This window comes from Dactylosporangium salmoneum (assembly GCF_039532525.1).
Classification (GTDB): domain Bacteria; phylum Actinomycetota; class Actinomycetes; order Mycobacteriales; family Micromonosporaceae; genus Dactylosporangium; species Dactylosporangium salmoneum.
This window is the reverse complement of sequence record NZ_BAAARV010000026.1, coordinates 40,001-61,567: the sequence shown is the minus strand read 5'-3', so window position 1 is coordinate 61,567 and position 21,567 is coordinate 40,001. Positions and strand designations below refer to the sequence as shown.

The following is a 21,567-nucleotide window of genomic DNA, read 5'->3' as shown; positions in this document are numbered from 1 at the left end:
ACGGAAACCATGGCTGAAGTTCTGGTCGTAGTCGAGGCCTCCTCGCAGGGCGGGGTCAAGAAGGTCACGCTCGAGATGCTCACCCTGGCCCGCGCCCTGGGCGGCGACGTCTCCGCCGTCGTCCTCGGCGGCTCCGCGGACGCGCTCACCGAGAAGCTCGGCGAGTACGGCGCGACGAAGATCTACGCCGCGGGCGGCGCCGACCTCGACGAGTACCTGGTCGCGCCCAAGGCCACCGTCCTGGCCGCGCTGATCCAGCGCGTCTCGCCGTCGGCGGTCCTGCTCGCCTCCTCCCAGGAGGGCAAGGAGATCGCCGCGCGGGTCGCGGTCAAGCTGGACAACGGCATCCTGACGGACGTCGTCGATCTGGATCCCAGTGGTACCGCGACCCAAATGGTCTTCGCGGGCTCCACGATCGTGAAGTCCAAGGTCACCAAGGGCCTGCCGCTCGTGACCGTGCGCCCGAACTCCCTCACCCCGGCCCCCGCGCCGGCCACCCCGGCCGTCGAGGCGCTCGAGGTCGCCGTCGAGGACCGAGACAAGCTCGCGAAGGTCGTGGAGCGCAAGGTCGAGGCGAAGGGCGCCCGCCCGGAGCTGGCCGAGGCCTCGGTCGTCGTCTCCGGTGGCCGCGGCGTCGGCAGCGCGGACAACTTCAAGCTGGTCGAGGAGCTCGCCGACCTGCTCGGCGGCGCGGTCGGCGCCTCCCGCGCGGCCGTCGACTCCGGCTTCTACCCGCACCAGTTCCAGGTCGGGCAGACGGGCAAGACCGTGTCCCCGCAGCTGTACGTCGCCCTCGGCATCTCCGGCGCCATCCAGCACCGCGCCGGCATGCAGACCTCGAAGACCATCGTCGCGGTCAACAAGGACCCCGAGGCCCCGATCTTCGAGCTGGCCGACTTCGGCGTCGTCGGCGACCTGTTCAAGGTCGTTCCGCAGGCCGCCGAGGAGATCCGCAAGCGCAAGTAGTAGTCCCGCTGCACCGCAACGGCGCCCGCCCTCCGTGGCCGGCGCCGTTGTGCTGTTTCAGGGTATTTGGGGCATTCAGGGCATTCAGGGTAGGCGCCCGCGCAGCACGCTGCGTCCGGAGTGCCCGGGCGCGCCGTCGTGCGGCTCGATCGAGATGTCCACGATGTTGTACCGCTTGAGGTCCATCACCGCCGGCACGCTCAACGCCAGGCTCGGGCCGCGTCCGAGCCTCCCGAGCGCCATCACGCCCTCTCCGGGGCCGGTGCCGTCGAGCAGCCACGCCTCGTAGTCGCCGTCGCGCTGCACGGCCAATCCGTCGGCCCGCACGACGACGCGGCGCTGGCCGTCGACCGTTCGTACGCACGCGTAGCCGGTGCCGTTGCCCGACGGGCCGCCGACCACTTCGAGCCGCACCCGGGCGTCCTGGGTCCGGCAGTCGGTGCCGTCGTCCCGCGCGGCCAGTACCGCGTCCAGCCCGGCCCCGCCGGCCCCGGCCGCCGCGGCGACCGCGATGACGAGCCCGATGACTCCCTTGCGCCCGCGCCTCCGCGCGTTGCGTTGACCCGTGGCGTCGGTGAAGCCCTTGTCGGCGCGTTCACGCGCCCGGCCCGTTGCCATCGGCGCGTCTGCGCCCGCGTCCGTCCCTGTGCCGTTGCCCGTGCCCGTGCTTTTGCCCGTGCCCGTGCCTGCGTTTGCCGTCGTGCCGGCGCCCGTGCCTGCGTTTGCCGTCGTGCCGGCGCCCGAGCGTGCGTTTGCCGTCGTGCCTGCGCCCGGGTACGCGCCCGGGCCTGCATTGCGGTCAGCGCCGGTGGACGTGCTCTCGCCGGCCGCGTCCGCGCGTTCCAAGCCGTGCGCGTCAGCCAGGCCCGATGCTCCGTACGCGTCCTCTGCCTCCCAGGCGTCCATGAGACCGTCTGCCGCCGACGCACCCGGGCCCAGATAGTCCCTGGACGTCGTGCGGGCCGCATCGCTCGACGGCAGGGCCCAGGACGGCTCCGCGTCGCCCGGAGGTGCGCTCGCGATCGGGTCGCGCGGAGGCGAAGGCGGGATGGTGCCGCCGGGTGGCGTCGCCCAGCGCGCGTCGCCCGGGGGCGCGGTGACCGGCTCGGGCAGCGCCGAGGACGCGTCCGGGCCGCCCGGTCGCGGATCAGCGCGCGGATCAGCCGGCGGGGGCGGCTGATCGCGCCCGGATGCGGCCAGCTCCGCGCGGATGCGCTGCCAGACGTGCTCAGGTGGCGGCGGAAGCTCCCGCAGCCGCTGCGTGTTCCGCCCGAGCCCGGCGACGTCGCGCAGCGAGTCCAGCTCGCCGCGGCACCGGTCGCACGCCTCGAGGTGACCGGTCTCGTCCCGGTCGAGGGCTGCCTCACCGAGCGCCTGGAGTACCAGCCGCTCGGGCTCCGGATGTGGCACCGTCCACCTCCAATCGGCCGCGCAGCCGGTCCATCGCCTGCCGCAGGTGGCTTTTCACAACGTCTGGCGGCAGACCGGCGAGCGCCGCGATCTGCGGGTGCGTCAGCCCGTCGTAGAACGCCAGCTCGAGCGCGCGGCGCTGCTCGCCCGGAAGCGCGGCCAGCTCGTCGGCCAGGACCAGCCGCTCGATCACCCGGTCAGGCGGCGCGTCGATGATCCGCCCCGCCGATGTATCCCGCCCGGCACCGGCCTCGTACGCACCGCCGCCGACGGCCACGTCCACAGCTCGATCCGCCGCGTCGGCCCCCTGATCCGCCTCGGCCGCGCCCGCGCGGCCGAGAGAGGTGTCGCCCGGTCGCGTGGGAGGTGCGTCGGCCGGCCGTGCGGGAGGTGCGTCGCCCGGTCGCGTGGGAGATGTGTCGCCCGGTCGTGCGGGAGGTGCGTCGCTCGGCCGCGTGGGAGGCGCGTCGCTCGGTCGCGCGGTGGGTGTGTCGCCCGGCTCCGCCGAAGGTGTGTCGCCTGCGTCGCCGGGAGACGTGTCGCTCGTGGACGTGGGGGAGGTGTTGCCAGCGCGGCCGGGAGACGTGTCGCTGGTCCGCGAGGGGGGTGTGTCGCCAGCGCGGCCGGGCGGCGTGTCACTGGCCCGCTCGGGAGACGTTTCGACAGTCCTATCCGAAGGAGGTTCGGCTGCCCGGCCGGAAGCCGGCCCGGTCTCCCGGCCAGGGGCCGGCTCGGACATCCGGCCGGGAAGCGGCTCGGCGGCGCGGTTGCGGGCGAGGCCGGCCATGCGGCGTACCGACTCGGCCGCGGACTCGGCCAGCGCGCCCGCGCGGACGCGTTCGGCGATCTTGCTTCGGGCTATGCCGAGCAGCCAGCCCAGCATCGAGCCGCTCGCGGGGTCGCGCTCCGCGCGCCCGAACCACGCCGCGACGAAGGTGGCTCGGGTGATGTCCGCGGCGTCAGGCGCCCCGCCGACGCCCCGCAGCGCGAGGTGGAACACCGCCGGCCCGAACCTCCCGTACGCCGCCCGCAGCGCCCGCTCGTCCCCGGCCCGGAACAGCTTGCCCAGGTTGTCTCTGCCGTCCACGTCGAGCCGCACGTGCGCGCCCGGCCCGCCGTCCGGCTCGTACGGCCCGCCGGCCTCGTCCTCGCCACCGGGCCCACCGACACGCGGTGTCGCGCGCGAGCCGTCGCCGTGAGGCGTCCCGTCGGGGTCCTGTACGCCGTCCGGTCGGGCCGACGTGTCGCCGTCGTCCGGGTGGTCGTGTGTTCTGCCGTCGTCGGTCGGGTCGGTCGGCGTGCTGCCGTCGCCCGTGCGGTCGGCGTGAGCCGGCTCGTGGCCGTCGTCCGCGGCGTCCGGGCGGGCGTGCGGGTTGCCGTTGTTGGTTGGATCGGCGTGGGCCGGCTCGTGGCCGTCGTCCGCGGCGTCCGGGCGGGCGTGCGGGTTGCCGTTGTCGGTTGGATCGGCGTGGGCCGGCTCGTGGCTGTCGTCCGCGGCGTCCGGGCGCGTCGAGTCGCGGCCGTCGTCCCCGGTGCCGGGGCGCGACGCCGCGCGTGGACCGGTCTCGCCGCCGGGGGAAGGCTCGCGGGAGCCGGCCGGGTCGGCGGTGGGGCGCAGCGGGTCGGGGGTGGCGTCGCCGCCGGGGTTGCCGTGCGGCTGCTCGGCGCTCACCGGCGCCGTCCGCTCGGATACCGCGGTTGCGATCGCACGGGCACGTCCTGAAGGTCGGTGGGTACGGGTTGTCGTGGACCAGCATTCGGCTCCCGGGCTCGCGCGGGCGCGGGTCGTGGACTTCCCACACCTTGCTTCCACCCCGTGGTGCCCCTTACCACCCGCACGCGATTCTTCAGATTGCGGAACAGATCCCGGTGTCCGGCAACCATCACGGGCGGTAACCGTGGCCGTGCGGTGTGGGCAGCGTGAATCCCGGGCATCGGGGGCGCTACCTCGATTGTTGGGGATCGATGGCGTACGGGTACCCTCGCTCGACGATGACCACCCGTCACGTATGGTGTCGGCTTCGTTGCGTTGGGGTAGGGGCGGGGCGTTCGAGCGCGGGCGCCCGGTGGCACCGGAGGAGGAGTAAGGAGCGCCTGGCCGTTAGGCTTGGGCGCGATGCCGTACCTCGACCACGCCGCTACCACGCCGATGATCCCGGAGGCGCTCGACGCCTACGTCGCTACCGCGCGGGATGTCGGCAACGCCTCGTCGCTACACGCCCCCGGCCGCCAGGCGCGCCGGCGGGTGGAGGAGTCGAGGGAACGGATCGCCGCCGCGCTGGTGGCCCGGCCGTCGGAGGTGATCTTCACCGCGGGCGGCACCGAGAGCGACAACCTCGCCGTCAAGGGCATCTTCTGGGCCCGTAGGGCGGCCGATCCGCGCCGCAACCGGGTCGTGGCGAGCTCGGTGGAGCATCACGCCGTCCTGGACTCCGTGGCCTGGCTGGAGCGGCACGAGGGCGCCGAGGTCACCTGGCTGCCCGTCGACGCCTTCGGGCGGGCCCACCCGGAGGCCCTCGGCGAGGCCCTGGCCGGCGACGACGTCGCGGTGACCACGATCATGTGGGCCAACAACGAGGTCGGCACCGTGCAGCCGGTCACCGAGCTGGCCGCGCTCGCCGCGCGCGGGGGCGTGCCGTTCCACACCGACGCGGTGCAGGCCGTCGGCCAGGTGCCGGTCGACTTCGCGGCGAGCGGCGCGGCCGCCCTGACCGTGAGCGGCCACAAGCTCGGCGGCCCGATCGGCGCGGGCGCGCTGCTGCTCGGCCGCGAGGTCGACTGCACGCCGCTGGCCCACGGCGGCGGCCAGGAGCGCGACGTGCGCTCCGGCACCCTCGACGTGCCCGCCATCGTGGCCTTCGCCGTGGCCCTGGAGCTGTCGGTGAAGACCCAGCGCGAGTCCGCCGAGCGCATCAGCCGCCTGCGCGACGCCCTGGTCGAGCGTGTCTGTGCGGCGGTACCGGATGCCATCCTCAACGGCGACCCCGACGACCGCCTGCCTGGCAACGCCCACTTCTCGTTCCCCGGCTGCGAGGGCGACGCCCTGCTGCTGCTCCTGGACGCCCAGGACATCGCGTGCTCCACGGGTTCGGCGTGCTCGGCCGGCGTGGCCCAGCCCTCACACGTGCTGCTCGCCATGGGTGCCGACGACGCGCGGGCGCGCTCCTCGCTGCGCTTCACCCTCGGCCACACCTCGACCATGGCCGACGTGGACGCGCTTGTAGCGGCGCTCCCGGGCGCAGTGGATCGGGCGCACCGAGCCGCCACCAAGAGCCGCTGACCCGCGCCGGCGCCGCCCGCGCGTCCGTGCTCGCGCCCGGCCGGGGTCCGTGCTCGCGCCTGGCCGGGGTCCGTGCTCGCGCCTGGCCGGGGTCCGTGCCTGCGTCCGCGCCCGGGCTCGTGCCCGGCTGCGTCCGTGCCCGCGTCCGCGCCCGGGCTCGTCCCCGCGCCCGGCTGCGTCCGTCCGCGCCCGTGCCCGTGCCCTGCAAGCCCGGCTGCCTGCGCTTTCGGTGCTCGAATCGTCGGAGCGCCACGGCTTGAACTCTCGGCAGCTCCGGCGACGCGGCTACAACGGGCGGCCATCAGCTTTGTCCGGGCGCGGCACCCACCCGCCCGCTGCATGGTTCGACTCGCGTCTCTCGAGTACCGCCCAGACGCGGCAGGCGGCAGGTCTCGGGCTTCCGGGAGTGCCGGAATTGGCCGCTCGGGTGAGGGCGAGGAGCAGGTGAGGTGCGGATGAGGACCGCCGGAAGCGGTCGGTCATCGGGGTGAAGCCGTATGGGTGAATTCTCGGGTGTCATCTTCAATATTGCCTGCTAGACGGGTCGGCAATTTGGTTACGGGTTTTCTTTGACGGCTTTCCTGCCGCTTAAGTCAGCAGCTCACCCTATGTTTCAGCCGTGTCTGTCGAAACCCCTTCCGCCGAGGATTCCACCGAAGTCATCGAGATGGGTGACATTTCTTCACCAGTTTTCGTCGATGCGACCGGTCGTCGGGGAAAGCGAATGCGCGTCATATTCGGTGTGCTCGGGGCGGCCACGCTCGTCTACGGGGCGCTGGTTGCCACCAGCCTTGCCGGTGGGCCTTTGGAACCGCAGCAGCTGCTGCCCTTCCCTGACCTCGTGAACAACCTTCCCGTGCTCGATCCGCAGCAGCCGGTGACGCAGCCGGGCGCGAAGGGCACTCCGGCGGCGAAGTCGCCGGTCACCCAGGCGAAGAAGATCACCGATAACAAGCCCAGTCAGATCGAGGCCGTGCCCTTGCCGTCGGGGGCGCCCGTCACCACGACCGCGCCCGCCGGCGACGCGACGACCACGCCGGCCGCCGAGGGCACCGACGCCCCGCCCTCGGCGCAGCCGTCGAAGTCCCCGGCGCCGAGCACCAAGCCGAGCGGGAGGCCGTCGTCGCCCCCGCCGTCGGCCGGGCCGACCGAGGGCACGACATCCTCCGGCGCCGTCACGCCCCCTCTCGGCACCGATCAGGTCGGTGAGACCACCACGGGGCAGCCGGGCGTGTCGCCGAGGGTGAGCTCCGGCAGTACCACTTCGGGAACCGGCGGAACTGTCGCGAGCCCTAGCGCCAGCGCGAGCCTGGGAGCGGCGTGACCCATCGGAAGAAGGACGCCAAGAAACGCTTCTCGTTCACCCGCCTCGTCTTCGGCACGGTCCTGCTGAGCATGCTCGCGGGCGTGTTGTTCGTCGAGGCGTACGTGAACGCCGAGTTCCACCCCGACCACAGCGAGGGCGCCGGTCGTCAGACCCGCGTGCCCCAGTCGGTCATCGACGGCGGGCCGATCATCGACACGCGCAACGGTGCGGTGCACTCGTACACGCTGCCGGCCAAGACCATCGCGCTCACGTTCGACGACGGGCCCGACCCGCAATGGACGCCGCGCATCATCGAGGTGCTGCGCCGGCACAACGTCAACGCGACGTTCTTCGTGGTGGGCACGCAGGTGACCCGGCACGCGGACATCGTCGCCGAACTCGCGCGCGGGGGCGACGAGATCGGCATCCACAGCTTCACGCATCCGCGCCTGGACAACCTGTCGCAGTGGCAGCGCGAGCTGGAGTACTCGCAGACCCAGCTCGCCGTCATCCGCGCGACCGGGCGCAAGTCGGCACTGCTGCGCCTGCCGTACTCGTCCAGCGCCAACGCCATCGACGACGCCAACTGGCCGCTGGTCCAGGAGGCGGGGCAGCTCGGCTACCTCTCGGTGATGACCGACACGGACAGCCGTGACTGGAGCCGCCCGGGCGTGGACGCGATCGTGCGCGGCGCGACGCCCGAGGGCGACAAGGGCTCGATCGTGCTCATGCACGACGCGGGCGGCGACCGCGCGCAGACGGTCGAGGCCCTCGACCGGTTCATCCCGATGATGCAGCAGCGTGGGTACACCTTCACGACAGTCTCCGGCGGCCTGGCCAAGGCCCTCGCCGGCAGCGACATCGCCGTGGACGCGCCGGCCACCTCGGCCGACAAGCGCCGCGCCCTCGCGCTCGTGACGGCGGTGTCCGTGGCCGACTGGATCATGGAGCTGCTGCGGGTGCTCTTCCTGATCGTTGGGGTCCTGACGATCGGGCGCACGCTCGCGCTGTTCCTCCTCGCCGGCCGGCACGCGCGGAAGCGGCGGTCGAAGACGTGGCGGTGGGGGCCGCCGGTGGTGGAGCCGGTGTCGGTCATCGTGCCCGCCTACAACGAGAAGGAGGGCATCGAGGCCGCGGTGCGCTCCCTCGCGGGCGGTGACCACCCCGGCGGCATCGAGGTGGTGGTCGTCGACGACGGCTCCACGGACGGCACGGCCGAGCTCGTGGAGGCCATGGGGCTGCCCAACGTGCGCGTCGTGCGCATCCCCAACGGCGGCAAGCCCAACGCGCTCAACGTCGGGGTCGCCCTGGCCAAGCACGACCTGATCGTCATGGTCGACGGCGACACCGTGTTCGAGCCGGATTCGGTACGCCACCTGGTCCAGCCGTTCGCCGACCCGACCGTCGGCGCCGTGGCGGGCAACGTGAAGGTCGGCAACCGGGGCTCCATCGTCGCGCGGTGGCAGCACATCGAGTACGTCATCGGCTTCAACCTGGACCGCCGCCTCTACGACCTGCTGCAGGTCATGCCGACGATCCCGGGCGCGATCGGGGCGTTTCGCCGCCAGGCGTTGCGCGACATCGGCGGCATCAGCCACGACACGCTGGCCGAGGACACCGACGCGACGATGGCGCTGTGCCGGACCGGCTGGCGGGTGGTGTACGAGGAGCGCGCCCGCGCGTGGACGGAGGCGCCGAGCACCCTGCGGCAGTTGTGGCTGCAGCGGTACCGCTGGAGCTACGGGACCATGCAGGCGATGTGGAAGCACCGGCGCTCCCTCGTCGACCGGGGTCCGTCGGGCCGTTTCGGGCGCGTGGGGCTGCCCTTCATCGCCTTCTTCGGCATCGCGCTGCCGCTGCTGGCCCCGCTCATCGACATCCTGCTCGTGTACGGCCTGTTCTTCTCCAGCTGGAAGATCACCACCTTCGCGTGGCTGGCGATGTTCGGCATGCAGGTGCTGACCGCGGTGGTGGCGTTCCGCCTGGACAAGGAGAAGCTGCGGCCGCTGTGGGTGCTGCCGTTGCAGCAGTTCGTGTACCGGCAGCTGATGTACATCGTGCTGATCCAGTCGATGGGCACTGCGCTGACCGGGGCGCGGTTGCGCTGGCACAAGCTGCACCGGGCCGGCTCGGCCGGGTCGAGTGCGCCGGTCGCGACCATGCTGTCGGCCGGCTCCCCGCCTGCGTCCGCGCCGAGTGGCGTCTCCGTATCCGAGCCGGTCGCCGCGCAGGGTGGCGCGTCCGAGCTCGGGCGCGACGACGCGGGCGCGCCCGTGGGCGGCGGCAGGTTCGGCGCCGATGAGCCGGTGGACGGTTGGACATCCGTGGGCGCGGGCGCGCCGGCGGACGGCTGGCCGCGCACCCGCGCGGGCACGGCCAGGCTGGGCAGCCGGCCGCCTGCGGGCACGGATGCGTTCGGGGCGGCCGGTGCCTGGCCACCCGCGGACGCGCTGCGATCGGCCGGTGCTTGGCCTCCCGCGGACGTGCGTGCGGCCGGCCCGGGTGAGGGTGCGGGCGGCACGGCGCCGGCCGACCCGCCACGACGCGGGGTGGCGCAGGTACCGCACGCCTCCGCGCCCGAGCATCGGGTGTCGGAGCACACCGCGGTGCTGTACGCCGTGTCGCGCACGAGGCTGCTGCGCTCGTCCAGCGCCGCCGAGTCCGAGGGCGAGGGGTCCTGAGTGGGACACAGATCGTTGCGCCGCCCCCTGGCGGTGGCGGTGTTCATCGTGGCGTCACTGGCGCTGGCCTCGCTGACCGTGCGCGGGGGCAGGGACGGCGCGGGTGCGGATGCGGATGCGGCCGAGCAGACGGCGGTGCACGCCTCGCCGGCGCCGAGCGAGCCCGGGAGCGCCGGGGCCGGCGCGGGCGTGTCGGTCGCGCCGAGCCCGGACGGCAGGCGATCCGTGCGGGTGGGGCCGAACCGGCAGGTCGCCGGCGACCTCTCCGACCCGCAGAAGAAGGACATCGCGATGCGGCTGGTGTCCAGCGCGGAGAACTCGACGCTGGACTGGACCGCGCAGTACGCCTATATCGAGGACATCCACGACGGCCGCGGGTACACGGGCGGCGTCGTGGGGTTCTGCAGCGGTACCGGTGACATGCGGGCCGTCGTCGAGCGGTACACGAGGGCGGTGCCCGGCAACCGGCTGGCGGCCTACCTGCCGGCGCTCAAGCGGGTCAACGGCAGTGCCTCGCACGCCGGCCTCGACCCGAACTTCACCAGCGACTGGCGCGCGGCCGCGGCCGATCCGGCCTTCCGGGCGGCGCAGGACGCCGAGCGCGATCGGATGTACTTCAACCCGGCGCTCAGCCAGGCCAAGCAGGACGGCCTGCGGGTGCTGGGGCAGTTCGCGTACTACGACGCGATCGTCATGCACGGCGCCAACGGGCTGGCCAAGCTGCGCCGCGCGGCCGCCGCCAAGGCCCCGCCGCCCGCGCGCGGGGGCGACGAGGCCGCGTACCTGGAGGCGTTCCTGGACGCTCGGGTGGACCTGATGGAGAGCGAGCGCGGGCACGACGACGACAGCCGCGTCAACGACGCCCAGCGGGTGTTCCTGGCGGCGCGCAACTTCGACCTGGACCCGCCGCTGCACTGGCGGGTGTACGGCGACACGTACGACATCGCGGCCTGACGCGAGGGCGCGCCGGCACGTCAGGCACGCGCCGGACCGCTTGCATCGGCCGCCCGGATCGGGAAACCGCGTCCGGGCAGCCTCACCGTGTGGACGCGAGACCGCGTCCGGGCGGTGTGGATGCGAGACCGCGTCCGGGTGGCCTCGCGTCCACACGTCCGTCCCGGCGCCCGGCCGACCGCAGGCGGCAGTGCGTGCGGGTACCGCCGCGCGTCCGTGCTCGGCGGGCCCGGCACCGGGGAGCGACGCTGCGGCGGGCACGGCGGGCAAAAGGCGGGCACGGCGGACGATAGGCGGGCGCGGCGACAGCCCGCCGGAAGAAGCACCGGCCCAGACCAGCCCGCACGTGACCGCGCGCGGGAGCGCCGCCCCGGCTCGCCGGTAGGCTTGTGGGCGTGAGAGTGCTGGCGGCGATGTCCGGTGGGGTCGACTCGGCGGTGGCGGCCGCGCGTGCGGTGGCGGCCGGCCACGACGTGACCGGCGTACACCTCGCGCTGGCGCGCAACCCGCAGACCTACCGCACGGGCGCGCGCGGCTGCTGCACGCTCGAGGACGCCCGCGACGCGCGCCGGGCCGCGGACGTCATCGGGATCCCGTTCTACGTCTGGGACATGGCCGAGCAGTTCCACGAGGACGTGGTGGACGACTTCGTGGCGGAGTACGCGGCGGGGCGGACGCCGAACCCGTGCCTGCGGTGCAACGAGAAGATCAAGTTCGCGGCGGTGCTGGACCGCGCGGTCGCGCTCGGGTTCGACGCGGTGGTCACCGGCCACCACGCGCGGCTGGGCTCCGACGGGCTGCTGCGGCGCAGCGTGGACCTGGGCAAGGACCAGTCGTACGTGCTGGCCGTGCTGACGCGGGCGCAGCTGGACCGGGCGATGTTCCCGCTCGGTGACTCGACCAAGGCGCAGGTGCGCGCGGAGGCGGCCGAGCGCGGGCTGGCCGTGGCGGACAAGCCCGACAGCCACGACATCTGCTTCATCGCCGACGGCGACACCAAGCGCTTCCTCGCGGAGCGGCTCGGCCGCGCGCCCGGCGACATCGTCGACGCCACCACCGGGACGGTCATCGGGCAGCACGAGGGGGCGTACGCGTACACGGTGGGCCAGCGCCGCGGGCTCGACCTGCGGGTGTCCGCGCCGGACCGCACCCCCCGCTACGTCCTGTCGATCACGCCGGTGACCAACACGGTGACGGTCGGGCCGGCGGCGGCGCTGGACGTGGCGGCCGTGGTGGGGGAGCGGACCGTGTGGCACGGGCCCGGGGGCGGCGACATCGCGTGCGAGGTGCAGATGCGCGCGCACGGCGAGACGGTGCCCGCGTCCGTGCGGCTCGCGGACGGGCGGCTGGTCGCCACGCTCGGGCGCCCGGCGCGCGGGATCGCGACCGGGCAGGCGATCGTGTGCTACGAGCCGTCGCCGGACGGCGACATCGTGCTGGGCTCGGCGACGATCGCCGAGACCTCCTGACTACGGAGCGGTTGTGACCTCGTTTCCCTGGCCGGTCGGATCGGCGACCGGCATCGGCTCCATGCCCGGCACCGACATCGCCGAGGCGCAGCGCATCGTGCTGGGCGAGCTGCCCGACCTGCCGCACCTGCCCGAACTGCCCGCGCGGGGGCCCGGCGCGGACATGATCGGGCGCGGGGGCACGTTCCTCGTGGAGCTGCCGATCGAGCTGTACGCCGCGCGGTGGCGCATGGCCGCCCGGCCCGGCCACGACCTGCGCGTCGCGCTCGACCTGCTGGAACGCGACCTGGACACGATGACGGAGCAGGCGGGCGAGTACGCCGGCGTGTTCAAGGTGCAGGTGCCCGGGCCGTGGACGCTGGCCGCCTCGCTCGGGCTGCCGATCGGCGGGCAGGTGCTGCGCGACCCGGGCGCCTGCCGCGACCTGGCGGCGTCGCTGGCCGACGGGGTACGGGCCCACGTCGCCGACGTGCGGGCGCGGCTGCCGCACGCGACGGTGCTGCTGCAGCTGGACGAGCCGTCGCTGCCGGCGGTGCTGGCCGGTCGGGTGCCGACCGAGAGCGGGTTCGGGACGCTGCGGTCGGTTGACCCCGCGGTCGCGCGGGCGGCGCTGTCGGGGGTCGTGGCCGCGGCCGGGGTGGACGTCGTCGTGCACTGCTGCGCGCCGTCGGTGCCGCTGGAGCTGCTGCGCGAGGCGGGCGCCCGCGCGGTGGCGCTCGACCTGTCGCTGGTACGCGACCTGGACACTCTCGGCGAGCAGCTGGACGCCGGGCTGGGGCTCTTCGCGGGCGTGTCCGGGCGGGACTCGAAGGACCTGGCCGGGCAGGTGCGGGACCTGTGGCGCAAGCTGGGCTTCCCGCTGAAGTCGATGGCGGAGCAGGTGGTCGTGACCCCGCCGTGCGGCCTGCCGTCGACGGCCAAGGCGAAGGCGGCGCTGACCGCCGTCCGAGAGGCCGGCCGCCGGCTGACCGACGAGGCCGAGTAGCGCCAGCCGACGAGGTCGGGTAGCGGCCGGTCGGCGAGGTCGGCGAGGTCGGGCAGTGGCCGGCTGACAAGGCCGCCGAGGCCGAGTAGCGGCAGGCCGCCGAGGCCGAGTAGCGGCAGGCCGACGAGGTCGAGTAGCGGATTTTTTGTCATACCCTCGCGGTAAGTTCACCCCATGACCGAAGCAGTAGCCGAACCGACGATCGAGGCGCGTGAGCGGCACGCCGAGCTGGCCCGCGAGCTCGAGGAGCACCAGTACCGCTACTACGTGCTCCAGTCGCCCTCGGTCGACGACTCGGTCTACGACCGGCAGATGCGGGAGCTCGAGGCGCTGGAGGAGCAGTTCCCGGCGCTGGTCACGCCGGACTCGCCGAGTCAGCGGGTGGGCGGCACGTTCTCGACCGACTTCGCCGCCGTCACGCACCGGGAGCGGATGCTCAGCCTGGACAACGCGCTCGACGAGGCCGAGCTGGACGCCTGGGTCGAGCGGGTGACGCGGGACGCGGGCAGCCCGCCGCGCTACCTGTGCGAGCTCAAGATCGACGGGCTGGCGGTCAACCTGACGTACGAGAAGGGGCGGCTCACCCGGGCGGCCACCCGCGGCGACGGGCGCACCGGCGAGGACATCACGCTGAATGCGCGCACCATCCGCGAGATCCCCGAGGTGTTGCGCGGCGACGAGGTGCCCGACCTGCTCGAGGTGCGCGGCGAGGTGTTCTTCACGCTGGAGGGTTTCCAGGAGGTCAACGCCGCGCAGGTGGCGGCGGGGGAGCGGCCGTTCGCCAACCCGCGCAACGCCGCCAGCGGCAGCCTGCGGCAGAAGGACCCGCACATCACGGCGGGACGGCCGATGCGGATGCTGGTGCACGGGTTCGGCGCCCGCGAGGGGTTCAACCCGGTGAGCCAGTCGGAGGCGTACGAGCTGATGCACGCCTGGGGCCTGCCCACCTCGCAGCGGTGGCGGGTCTTCGACGACGTGGCGGGCGTCAGGCAGTACATCGCGGAGTACGGCGAGCGGCGGCACAAGCTGGAGCACGAGATCGACGGCGTGGTGGTGAAGATCGACCAGATGTCGATCCAGCGCCGGCTCGGCTCGACCAGCAAGGACCCGCGGTGGGCGATCGCGTTCAAGTACCCGCCGGAAGAGGCGATGACCAAGCTCATCGACGTGCAGGTCAACGTCGGGCGCACCGGGCGGGTCACGCCGTTCGCGGTGATGGAGCCGGTGTACGTGGGCGGGGTGACGGTGCGGCAGGCGACGCTGCACAACGCCCAGGAGGTCGTGCGCAAGGGCGTGCTCATCGGCGACACGGTCGTGATCAGGCGGGCCGGCGAGGTCATCCCCGAGGTGCTCGGGCCGGTGGCCGACCGGCGCGACGGGACCGAGCGGCCGTTCGTGATGCCCTCGGTGTGCCCGGCGTGCGGCACGCCGCTGGCTCCCGAGAAGGAGAGCGACGTCGACATCCGTTGCCCCAACACGCAGTACTGCAAGGCCCAGCTGCGGGAGCGGCTCTTCGGCCTGGCCGCCCGCGGCGCCCTGGACATCGAGGCGCTCGGGATGGAGGCCGCGGCCGCGCTGCTGGAGTCGGTGATCCCGAACGAGAGCGAGCTGTTCGACGTCGACGCCGAGCGCCTCACTCGGTCGCCCTTCTTCGTGAACAAGAACGGGTCGCTGGGCTCCAACGCACTGAGCCTGCTGGCCAACCTGGAGGAGGTCAAGCAGCGGCCGCTGTGGCGGGTCCTGGTCGCGCTGTCGATCCGGCACGTCGGTCCGACCGCGGCGCAGGCGCTGGCCAACTCGATCGGCTCGATGGAGGCGATCGCCAACGCCTCAACCGAGGAGTTGGTGGCGGTCGAGGGCGTGGGGCCGACGATCGCGCAGGCGGTCCACGACTGGTTCGCGGTGGACTGGCACCGGGAGTGGGTCGAGCGGTGGGCGCGGGCCGGGGTGCGGATGGTGGAGGAGCGCACCGACACCGGGCCGCGGCCGCTGGAGGGGATCACCGTGGTGGTGACGGGGTCGCTGGAGCGGTACTCGCGGGACCAGGCGACCGAGGCGGTGACCTCGCGCGGCGGGAAGGTCTCCGGGTCGGTGTCGAAGAAGACGCACTTCGTGGTGGTGGGGGAGGCACCCGGGTCGAAGGCGGAGAAGGCGGCGACGCTGAAGGTGCCGATCCTGGACGAGGCCGGGTTCGAGGTGCTGCTGCGCGAGGGACCGGACGCGGCACGGGCAGCCGCGCAGCCGGCGGAGGGGCCCGCCGAGGCCGAGTAAGGCACCCGGATAATCCGGAGAGTAACCGAGTAAGTGCGCGGCCGTTACCACCTGGGTTGGTGACGGCCGTCAATGTGCGTGCGCTACGCTGCGTCGGCAATCGGTTACGCGGTAAGGATATTCAAGCTGATCTGTCCACAGTGGCATCGCCCGGTCGGTTGAATAGGGTGGCGTTTCTGCATCGATTCGGCATCCTTTCCTGATTTCGCCAGCTGTTTGGGTGCAGGCTTCCTGAGCGTCCGAACGATGTCGTGCGGCCCGCCAGGTGAGCCGCGCCAAGCAGAGAGCGGGGACCGGATGGAGCAGAGCGCGCTGCGTAACACCGCGCCGCCTCGGCATCGACATCGGTTCTTCGCGTACTTCGCGGTCGTCGTCGGGCTGGCCGCCTTCCTGCTGGTCGCCAGCACCCTGCACGAGGGCCTGCCGGGGCGGCACGACCCGGTGTTCTGGGTGTTCGCCGGGCTGGCCGTGGTGGCCGACACCCCGCCGTTCGTGCAGCGGATGCGCGACGAGGCGACGCCGATGTTCCCGTCGGTGTGCTTCACGTTCGCGATATTGATCGGGTACGGCTGCGCGTCCGCGGTCGTGGTGCAGCTCGTGGCCGTGATCGTCGCGGCGCTGTGGCTCAAGCACGCGCTCTGGCGGGCGGCGTTCAACGCGGCGCAGTACATGCTGTCGTTCCTGGTGGCGGGCGCCCTGATCATGCAGTGGCCGCGCGGCGACGCGCACACGCTGCTGGCCGGGCCCGGTCTGCTGTGGGTGCTGGCCGCCGCGGTCGCCTGGTTCGTGGTGAGCAACCTGCTGGTCTCCACGGCGGTGTGGCTGCGGTTCGGGGGTCGCTGGCGGGCCGACTTCGCGCGGGCGATGGTCACCGACGCCCTGTCGACCGGGGCGCTGCTGCTGGCCGCGCCCGGGCTGGTGGCCGCCGCGCACGTCAACGTGGGGCTGGTGCCGCTGGCGCTGGTGACCCTGTTCGCGGTACGGCGGATGTCCAACCTCGCCGGCGAGCGCGCCCGGGCGGGGCGGCTCGACCCGCTGACGGGGCTGGCCAACCGCAAGGGGCTGGAGCGCGCGGTCGCGGTGCGGCTGCACGAGCACGCCGAGCGGGCCGCGGGCGGCGCGGCCGAGCGGCGTCTCGCCCTGCTGCTGCTCGACCTGGACGGCTTCAAACAGGTCAACGACGCGCTCGGGCACCGGGTCGGGGACCGGCTGCTGGTCGAGGTCGGCGAGCGGCTGACTGCCGCGGCGCGCGCGTCCGGGCCGGACAACCTGGTCGGGCGGCTCGGCGGCGACGAGTTCGCCGTGGTGGTACCGCACCTGCGCGACACCGCCGACGCGCGGCGCTGCGCCGCCGAGATCATGTCGGCGCTGGCCGAGCCGGTGCTGCTGGACGGGCTGCCGATCGACGTGGGCGCGTCGGTCGGCGTGGCCGTGTACCCCGAGCACGGCACCGACTTCGCCGAGCTGATGCAGCACGCCGACGTCGCGATGTACGACGCGAAAGGCCGCGGCGACAGCCTCGCCGTCTACGCCCCCGAGTCCGACCACAACACCCCCGAGCGGCTCAGCCTGCTCGCCGACCTGCGCCGGGCCCTGGAGTCCGGCCCGGACGGCGGCATCGAGCTGTACTACCAGCCCCAGGTCGAGCTGGCCACGGGCGCGATGGTGGGCGTGGAGGCGCTGCTGCGCTGGCGCCACCCGCAGCGCGGGCCGATCGACCCCGAGGAGCTGATCAAGGTCGCCGAGCACAGCTCGGTGATGCGCCTGCTGACCCTGCGCGTCATCGACGAGGCGATCGGGCAGCTGGCCACGTGGCGCGCGACCGCGCCCGCCACCGAGCACGTGCGGGTCGCGGTGAACGTCAGCGTGCGCGACCTGCACACCGGCGAGATCGCCGACCGGATCGCGGCGCGGCTGCAGCAGGCGGGCGTGGACGCGTCGCGGCTGGAGCTGGAGATCACCGAGAGCGCGCTGATGGCCGACCCGCGCCGCGTCCTCGCGACGCTCGCGCGGCTGAAGAAGCTCGGGGTCGCGATCGCGCTGGACGACTTCGGCACCGGGTACTCCTCGATGCTGCACCTGCGCCGGCTGCCGCTGGCCGAGGTGAAGATCGACCGCTCGTTCGTGCTCGGCGTGGCCACCGACCCCGACGACGCGGCGATCGTGCGCTCGATGATCGACCTCGCGCGGGCGCTCGGCCTGCGCGTCGTCGCGGAGGGCGTCGAGGACGAGCGGACCTGGCGGATGCTCGTCGAGGCGGGCTGCGACCTGGCCCAGGGCTGGTACTTCGCCCGGCCGATGCCGCCGGATCGCCTGCTCGACTGGCTGTCGAAGACTGCCGCACGCCCCGTCATCAGCACGAAATAGACTCGTCGGGTCGACGCCGGCATGTCACGCTGCGTCGAAGCCGACGACCTGAAGGAGAAGCGCGCCGATGGCCACGATTTCCCGCGAGGAGGTGGCGCATCTCGCGCGCCTCGCGCGGCTTGCCGTCACCGATGAAGAGCTCGACACCTTCGCCGGGCAGCTCGACGTGATCCTGCAGGCCGTCGCCCAGGTGGGCGAGATCGCCGCGGCGGACGTCCCGCCGACCTCCCACTCGGTGCCGCTCACCAACGTGTACCGCGACGACGTCGTCGTCCCGGGCCTGACCCGCGAGGACGCGCTCGCCGGCGCGCCCGACGCCGAAGAGAACCGCTTCCGCGTCCCGCGGATCCTGGACGAGGAGGCCTGAGCCATGTCGGAACTGATCAAGCTCTCCGCGGCCGAGCTGGGCCGCCGCCTGGCCGCCAAGGAGGTCTCGGCCGTCGAGGTCGCGACCGCGCACCTGGACCGCATCGAGGCCGTCGAAGGCAAGGTGCACGCCTTCCTCCACGTCGACCGCGAGGGCGCGCTGGAGGCCGCCCGCGCCGCCGATGCGCGCCTCGCGAAGGGTGAGGCGGCCGGCCCGCTCGACGGCGTGCCGATCGGCGTCAAGGACGTCATCACCACGCGCGGCGTGCCGACGACCGCCGGCTCCAAGATCCTCGAGGGCTGGCGCCCGCCGTACGACGCGACGATCACCACCCGCCTGCGCGAGGCCGGCCTCGTCATGGTCGGCAAGACCAACATGGACGAGTTCGCGATGGGCTCCTCGACGGAGTACTCGGCCTACGGGCCGACGTACAACCCGTGGGACACCACGCGCATCCCCGGCGGCTCGGGCGGCGGCTCGGCGGCCGCCGTGGCCGCGTACGAGGCCCCGCTGGCCATCGGCACGGACACCGGTGGGTCGATCCGCCAGCCCGCCGCGGTCACCGGCACCGTGGGCGCCAAGCCGACCTACGGCGGCACCTCGCGGTACGGCCTCATCGCCTTCTCCTCGTCCCTGGACACGCCCGGCCCCTGCGCGCGCACCGTCGAGGACGCGGCGCTGCTGCACGCGGTCATCGGCGGGCACGACCCGCGCGACAGCACCTCGATCCCGCAGCCGGTGCCCGACGTAGTCGCGGCCGCGCGTCTCGGCGCGACCGGCGACCTCTCCGGCGTGCGGCTCGGCCTGGTGAAGGAGTTCGCGGGCGAGGGCGCGGAGCCCGGCGTCGCGGCGGCCTACCGGGAGTCGATCGACGCGCTGGTCAAGCTGGGCGCCGAGGTCGTCGAGGTGTCCTGCCCGAGCTTCAAGTTCGCGCTGCCGGCGTACTACCTGATCGCGCCCAGCGAGTGCTCGTCCAACCTGGCCCGCTTCGACGGCGTGCGCTACGGCCTGCGCACCGGCGACAACGGCAAGCACTCGCTCGAGGAGGTCATGTCGCTGACCCGCGACGCGGGCTTCGGCCCGGAGGTCAAGCGGCGCATCATCCTCGGCACCTACGCGCTGTCCGCCGGCTACTACGACGCCTACTACGGTCAGGCCCAGAAGGTGCGCACGCTCATCACCCGCGACTTCACCGCCGCGTTCGAGGCCGCCGACGTGCTCGTCGCGCCCACGACGCCGTTCGTGGCGTTCCCGCTGGGCTCCCGCACGTCCGACCCGTACCAGATGTACCTCGCGGACCTGTACACGATCCCGTCGAACCTCTACGGCGGGCCGGCCATCTCGGTGCCGGCCGGGCTGTCCGAGGGCCTGCCGGTCGGCCTGCAGATCATGGCGCCGACCATGGCCGACGACCGGATGTACCGGGTGGCGGCCGCGCTGGAATCAGCGCTGCCGCCACTCACCCCACCCGCGCTGTGAGGCCCCCGGTCCGTTCAGCCCCGGCTGCCCTGCCGCCAGGAGAACGGACCGGGCAGGTCCACCCGGTTCTTGCGGCTACGCGAGTTCCAGGACCAGGGCCCCAGCTTGAAGCTCCACGAGGAGAAGCCCTCCTGCGTGAAGTGGAAAATGAACGGGCCGATCTTCTTGTTCTTCCGAAACTGCACCGGCATGGCGTCGCTCCCTCCAGGTATGCGATAGATACCCAATGTCGTGCGTGGATACACCAAGGCTGAAAGCGGGACAGAGACAATGAGCACCGTTACGGAGTTGTCCTACGAGGAGGCGGTGGACCGGTTCGAGCCGGTCATCGGCCTGGAGACGCACGTCGAACTCGGCACCAACACGAAGATGTTCTGCGGCTGCCCGACCGCGTTCGGCGCCGAGCCCAACACTCAGGTCTGCCCCGTGTGCCTCGGCCTGCCCGGCGCGCTGCCGGTGGCCAACCGCGCCGCGATCGAGGCCACGATCCGCATCGGCCTCGCGCTGAACTGCTCGATCGCGCCGTGGGGCCGGTTCGCCCGCAAGAACTACTTCTACCCCGACATGCCGAAGAACTTCCAGATCAGCCAGTACGACGAGCCGCTGTGCGTCGACGGGTACCTCGACGTCGAGATGGACGGCGAACTGGTGCGCATCGGCATCGAGCGCGTGCACCTGGAGGAGGACACCGGCAAGACGCTGCACGTGGGCGGCGCGACCGGGCGCATCCACGGCGCCACCGAGTCCCTTGTGGACTACAACCGGGCCGGCATCCCGCTCGTCGAGATCGTCACCAAGCCGGTCCCCGGCACGGGCGCCCGCGCGCCGGAGGTGGCCCGCGCGTACGTCACCGAGCTGCGCGACGTCATCCGCACCCTGGACGTCTCCGACGTGCGCATGGAGCAGGGCTCGATGCGCTGCGATGTCAACACCTCGCTCAACCGCCCGGGCGCGGACTGGGGCACCCGCACCGAGACCAAGAACGTCAACTCGCTGCGCAGCGTCGAGCGCGCCGTGCGCTCCGAGATCATCCGCCAGGCCGGTGTGCTCGAGTCGGGCGGCACGATCACCCAGGAGACGCGGCACTTCCACGAGGACACCGGCGAGACCACGTCCGGGCGCAGCAAGGAGACCGCGACCGACTACCGCTACTTCCCCGAGCCCGACCTCGTCCCGCTCGCGCCGTCCGCGGAGTGGATCGCCGAGCTCAAGGCCGCCCTCCCGGAGCTGCCGCGCGTGCGCCGCGCCCGCCTGCAGTCGGAGTGGGACTTCTCCGACCTCGACATGCAGTCGGTCCTCAACGCCGGCGCCGTCGACCTCATCGCCGCCACCGTCGAGGCCGGCGCCACCGCCGCGACCGCGCGCAAGTGGTGGCTGGGCGAGCTGGCCCGCCGCGCCAACGAGACCGAGACCGAGCTCGATGCCCTGGGCGTCACCCCGGGCGCGGTCGCGGAGCTGCAGGGCCTCGTCGACGCCGGCCGCATCAACGACAAGCTGGCCCGCGTCGTCCTCGAGGGCGTCATCGCGGGCGAGGGCACGCCGTCGGAGGTCGTGGCCGCGCGGGGGCTCGAGGTCGTCTCCGACGAGGGCGCCCTGACCGCCGCCGTCGACGAGGCCATCGCCGCCAACCCGGACATCGCCGCCAAGATCCGCGACGGCAAGGTCGCGGCCGCGGGCGCGCTCGTCGGCGCCGTGATGAAGGCCACCGGCGGCAAGGCGGACGCGAAGACGGTGCGCGAACTCATCATCGCCAGGCTGTCCTAGGAGCAATTCCGGGACTCCGGTCCGCGCAACGCACGACCGTTGCTCCCGTCAGACACCGGGCCGGGGCCTGCCTAAAGGGCGGCCCCGGCCCTGCCAGCTCCGCGGTGCCAAGAACACCGGCCCCGGCCGCCGCGCGAAACTTGCGGCCTTGACGCGATAAGTCGGGCGCTGGCGCGCCACGACTTATCGGACTTATACCCCGACAGGCGCCCTATGCCCCGTCAGGTGAAAAGTCCGAAATGTCGAGGCGCGTCAGCACCCGACATTT

Annotated in this window: 15 protein-coding genes; 12 read left to right on the top strand and 3 right to left on the bottom strand. The window is 73.1% G+C overall.

Going from position 1 to position 21,567, the window contains the following annotated elements; genetic code table 11:
- Positions 1 to 9: 9 nt before the first annotated feature.
- Positions 10 to 966: an electron transfer flavoprotein subunit alpha/FixB family protein gene (locus tag ABD352_RS18295; RefSeq protein WP_344613604.1), complete on the top strand. Its 957-nt coding sequence runs from the start codon at positions 10 to 12 to the stop codon at positions 964 to 966.
- Positions 967 to 1,050: 84 nt separating this feature from the next.
- Here ABD352_RS18295 and ABD352_RS18290 read toward each other — a convergent pair whose 3' ends face one another.
- Together ABD352_RS18290 and ABD352_RS57645 are read right to left on the bottom strand one after the other, a co-directional pair.
- Positions 1,051 to 2,376 carry an anti-sigma factor domain-containing protein gene (locus ABD352_RS18290; RefSeq protein ID WP_344613603.1) on the bottom strand — a complete coding sequence of 442 codons (1,326 nt, stop codon included), beginning with the start codon at positions 2,374 to 2,376 and terminating at the stop codon, positions 1,051 to 1,053.
- Positions 2,330 to 4,048: an RNA polymerase sigma factor gene (locus ABD352_RS57645; RefSeq protein ID WP_425553564.1), complete on the bottom strand. Its 1,719-nt coding sequence runs from the start codon at positions 4,046 to 4,048 to the stop codon at positions 2,330 to 2,332. The genes ABD352_RS18290 and ABD352_RS57645 overlap by 47 nt, the downstream gene beginning before the upstream one ends.
- Positions 4,049 to 4,492: 444 nt before the next feature.
- On the opposite strand from ABD352_RS57645, the gene ABD352_RS18275 reads away from it, so the two are divergent.
- From ABD352_RS18275 to gatA, 10 genes are all read left to right on the top strand, one after another.
- Complete coding sequence (locus ABD352_RS18275) at positions 4,493 to 5,656, top strand: cysteine desulfurase family protein (RefSeq protein ID WP_344613602.1); 1,164 nt, start codon at positions 4,493 to 4,495, stop codon at positions 5,654 to 5,656.
- A 619-nt stretch (positions 5,657 to 6,275) separates the two neighbouring features.
- The gene (locus ABD352_RS18270; RefSeq protein ID WP_344613601.1) at positions 6,276 to 6,980 is read left to right on the top strand and encodes a hypothetical protein; all 705 of its coding nucleotides are present in this window, start codon (positions 6,276 to 6,278) and stop codon (positions 6,978 to 6,980) included.
- Positions 6,977 to 9,643 (top strand): bifunctional polysaccharide deacetylase/glycosyltransferase family 2 protein, encoded by a 2,667-nt coding sequence (locus tag ABD352_RS18265; RefSeq protein ID WP_344613600.1) that lies wholly within the window; start codon positions 6,977 to 6,979, stop codon positions 9,641 to 9,643. The genes ABD352_RS18270 and ABD352_RS18265 overlap by 4 nt, the downstream gene beginning before the upstream one ends.
- On the top strand, positions 9,644 to 10,597 hold the full coding sequence (locus tag ABD352_RS18260) for a chitosanase (RefSeq protein WP_344613599.1): 954 nt from the start codon (positions 9,644 to 9,646) through the stop codon (positions 10,595 to 10,597).
- A 395-nt stretch (positions 10,598 to 10,992) separates the two neighbouring features.
- Positions 10,993 to 12,066, top strand: coding sequence for a tRNA 2-thiouridine(34) synthase MnmA (mnmA, locus tag ABD352_RS18255; RefSeq protein WP_344613598.1), 1,074 nt, complete (start codon positions 10,993 to 10,995; stop codon positions 12,064 to 12,066).
- 13 nt (positions 12,067 to 12,079) lie between these two features.
- Positions 12,080 to 13,051: a uroporphyrinogen decarboxylase/cobalamine-independent methonine synthase family protein gene (locus tag ABD352_RS18250; protein WP_344613597.1), complete on the top strand. Its 972-nt coding sequence runs from the start codon at positions 12,080 to 12,082 to the stop codon at positions 13,049 to 13,051.
- Between the two features lie 174 nt (positions 13,052 to 13,225).
- Positions 13,226 to 15,322 (top strand): NAD-dependent DNA ligase LigA, encoded by a 2,097-nt coding sequence (ligA, locus tag ABD352_RS18245; RefSeq protein WP_344613596.1) that lies wholly within the window; start codon positions 13,226 to 13,228, stop codon positions 15,320 to 15,322.
- Between the two features lie 297 nt (positions 15,323 to 15,619).
- Positions 15,620 to 17,689, top strand: coding sequence for a putative bifunctional diguanylate cyclase/phosphodiesterase (locus ABD352_RS18240; RefSeq protein ID WP_344613595.1), 2,070 nt, complete (start codon positions 15,620 to 15,622; stop codon positions 17,687 to 17,689).
- A gap of 67 nt (positions 17,690 to 17,756) precedes the next feature.
- The gene (gene gatC / locus ABD352_RS18235) at positions 17,757 to 18,056 is read left to right on the top strand and encodes an Asp-tRNA(Asn)/Glu-tRNA(Gln) amidotransferase subunit GatC (RefSeq protein WP_344613594.1); all 300 of its coding nucleotides are present in this window, start codon (positions 17,757 to 17,759) and stop codon (positions 18,054 to 18,056) included.
- A 3-nt stretch (positions 18,057 to 18,059) separates the two neighbouring features.
- Complete coding sequence (gatA, locus tag ABD352_RS18230; RefSeq protein ID WP_344613593.1) at positions 18,060 to 19,535, top strand: Asp-tRNA(Asn)/Glu-tRNA(Gln) amidotransferase subunit GatA; 1,476 nt, start codon at positions 18,060 to 18,062, stop codon at positions 19,533 to 19,535.
- 14 nt (positions 19,536 to 19,549) lie between these two features.
- Here the strand turns inward: gatA and ABD352_RS18225 are convergent, their stop codons facing one another.
- Complete coding sequence (locus ABD352_RS18225) at positions 19,550 to 19,726, bottom strand: DUF4236 domain-containing protein (protein WP_344613592.1); 177 nt, start codon at positions 19,724 to 19,726, stop codon at positions 19,550 to 19,552.
- Between the two features lie 79 nt (positions 19,727 to 19,805).
- Between ABD352_RS18225 and gatB the strand changes: the two genes are divergently transcribed.
- Complete coding sequence (gatB, locus tag ABD352_RS18220) at positions 19,806 to 21,299, top strand: Asp-tRNA(Asn)/Glu-tRNA(Gln) amidotransferase subunit GatB (RefSeq protein WP_344613591.1); 1,494 nt, start codon at positions 19,806 to 19,808, stop codon at positions 21,297 to 21,299.
- Positions 21,300 to 21,567 lie beyond the last annotated feature (268 nt).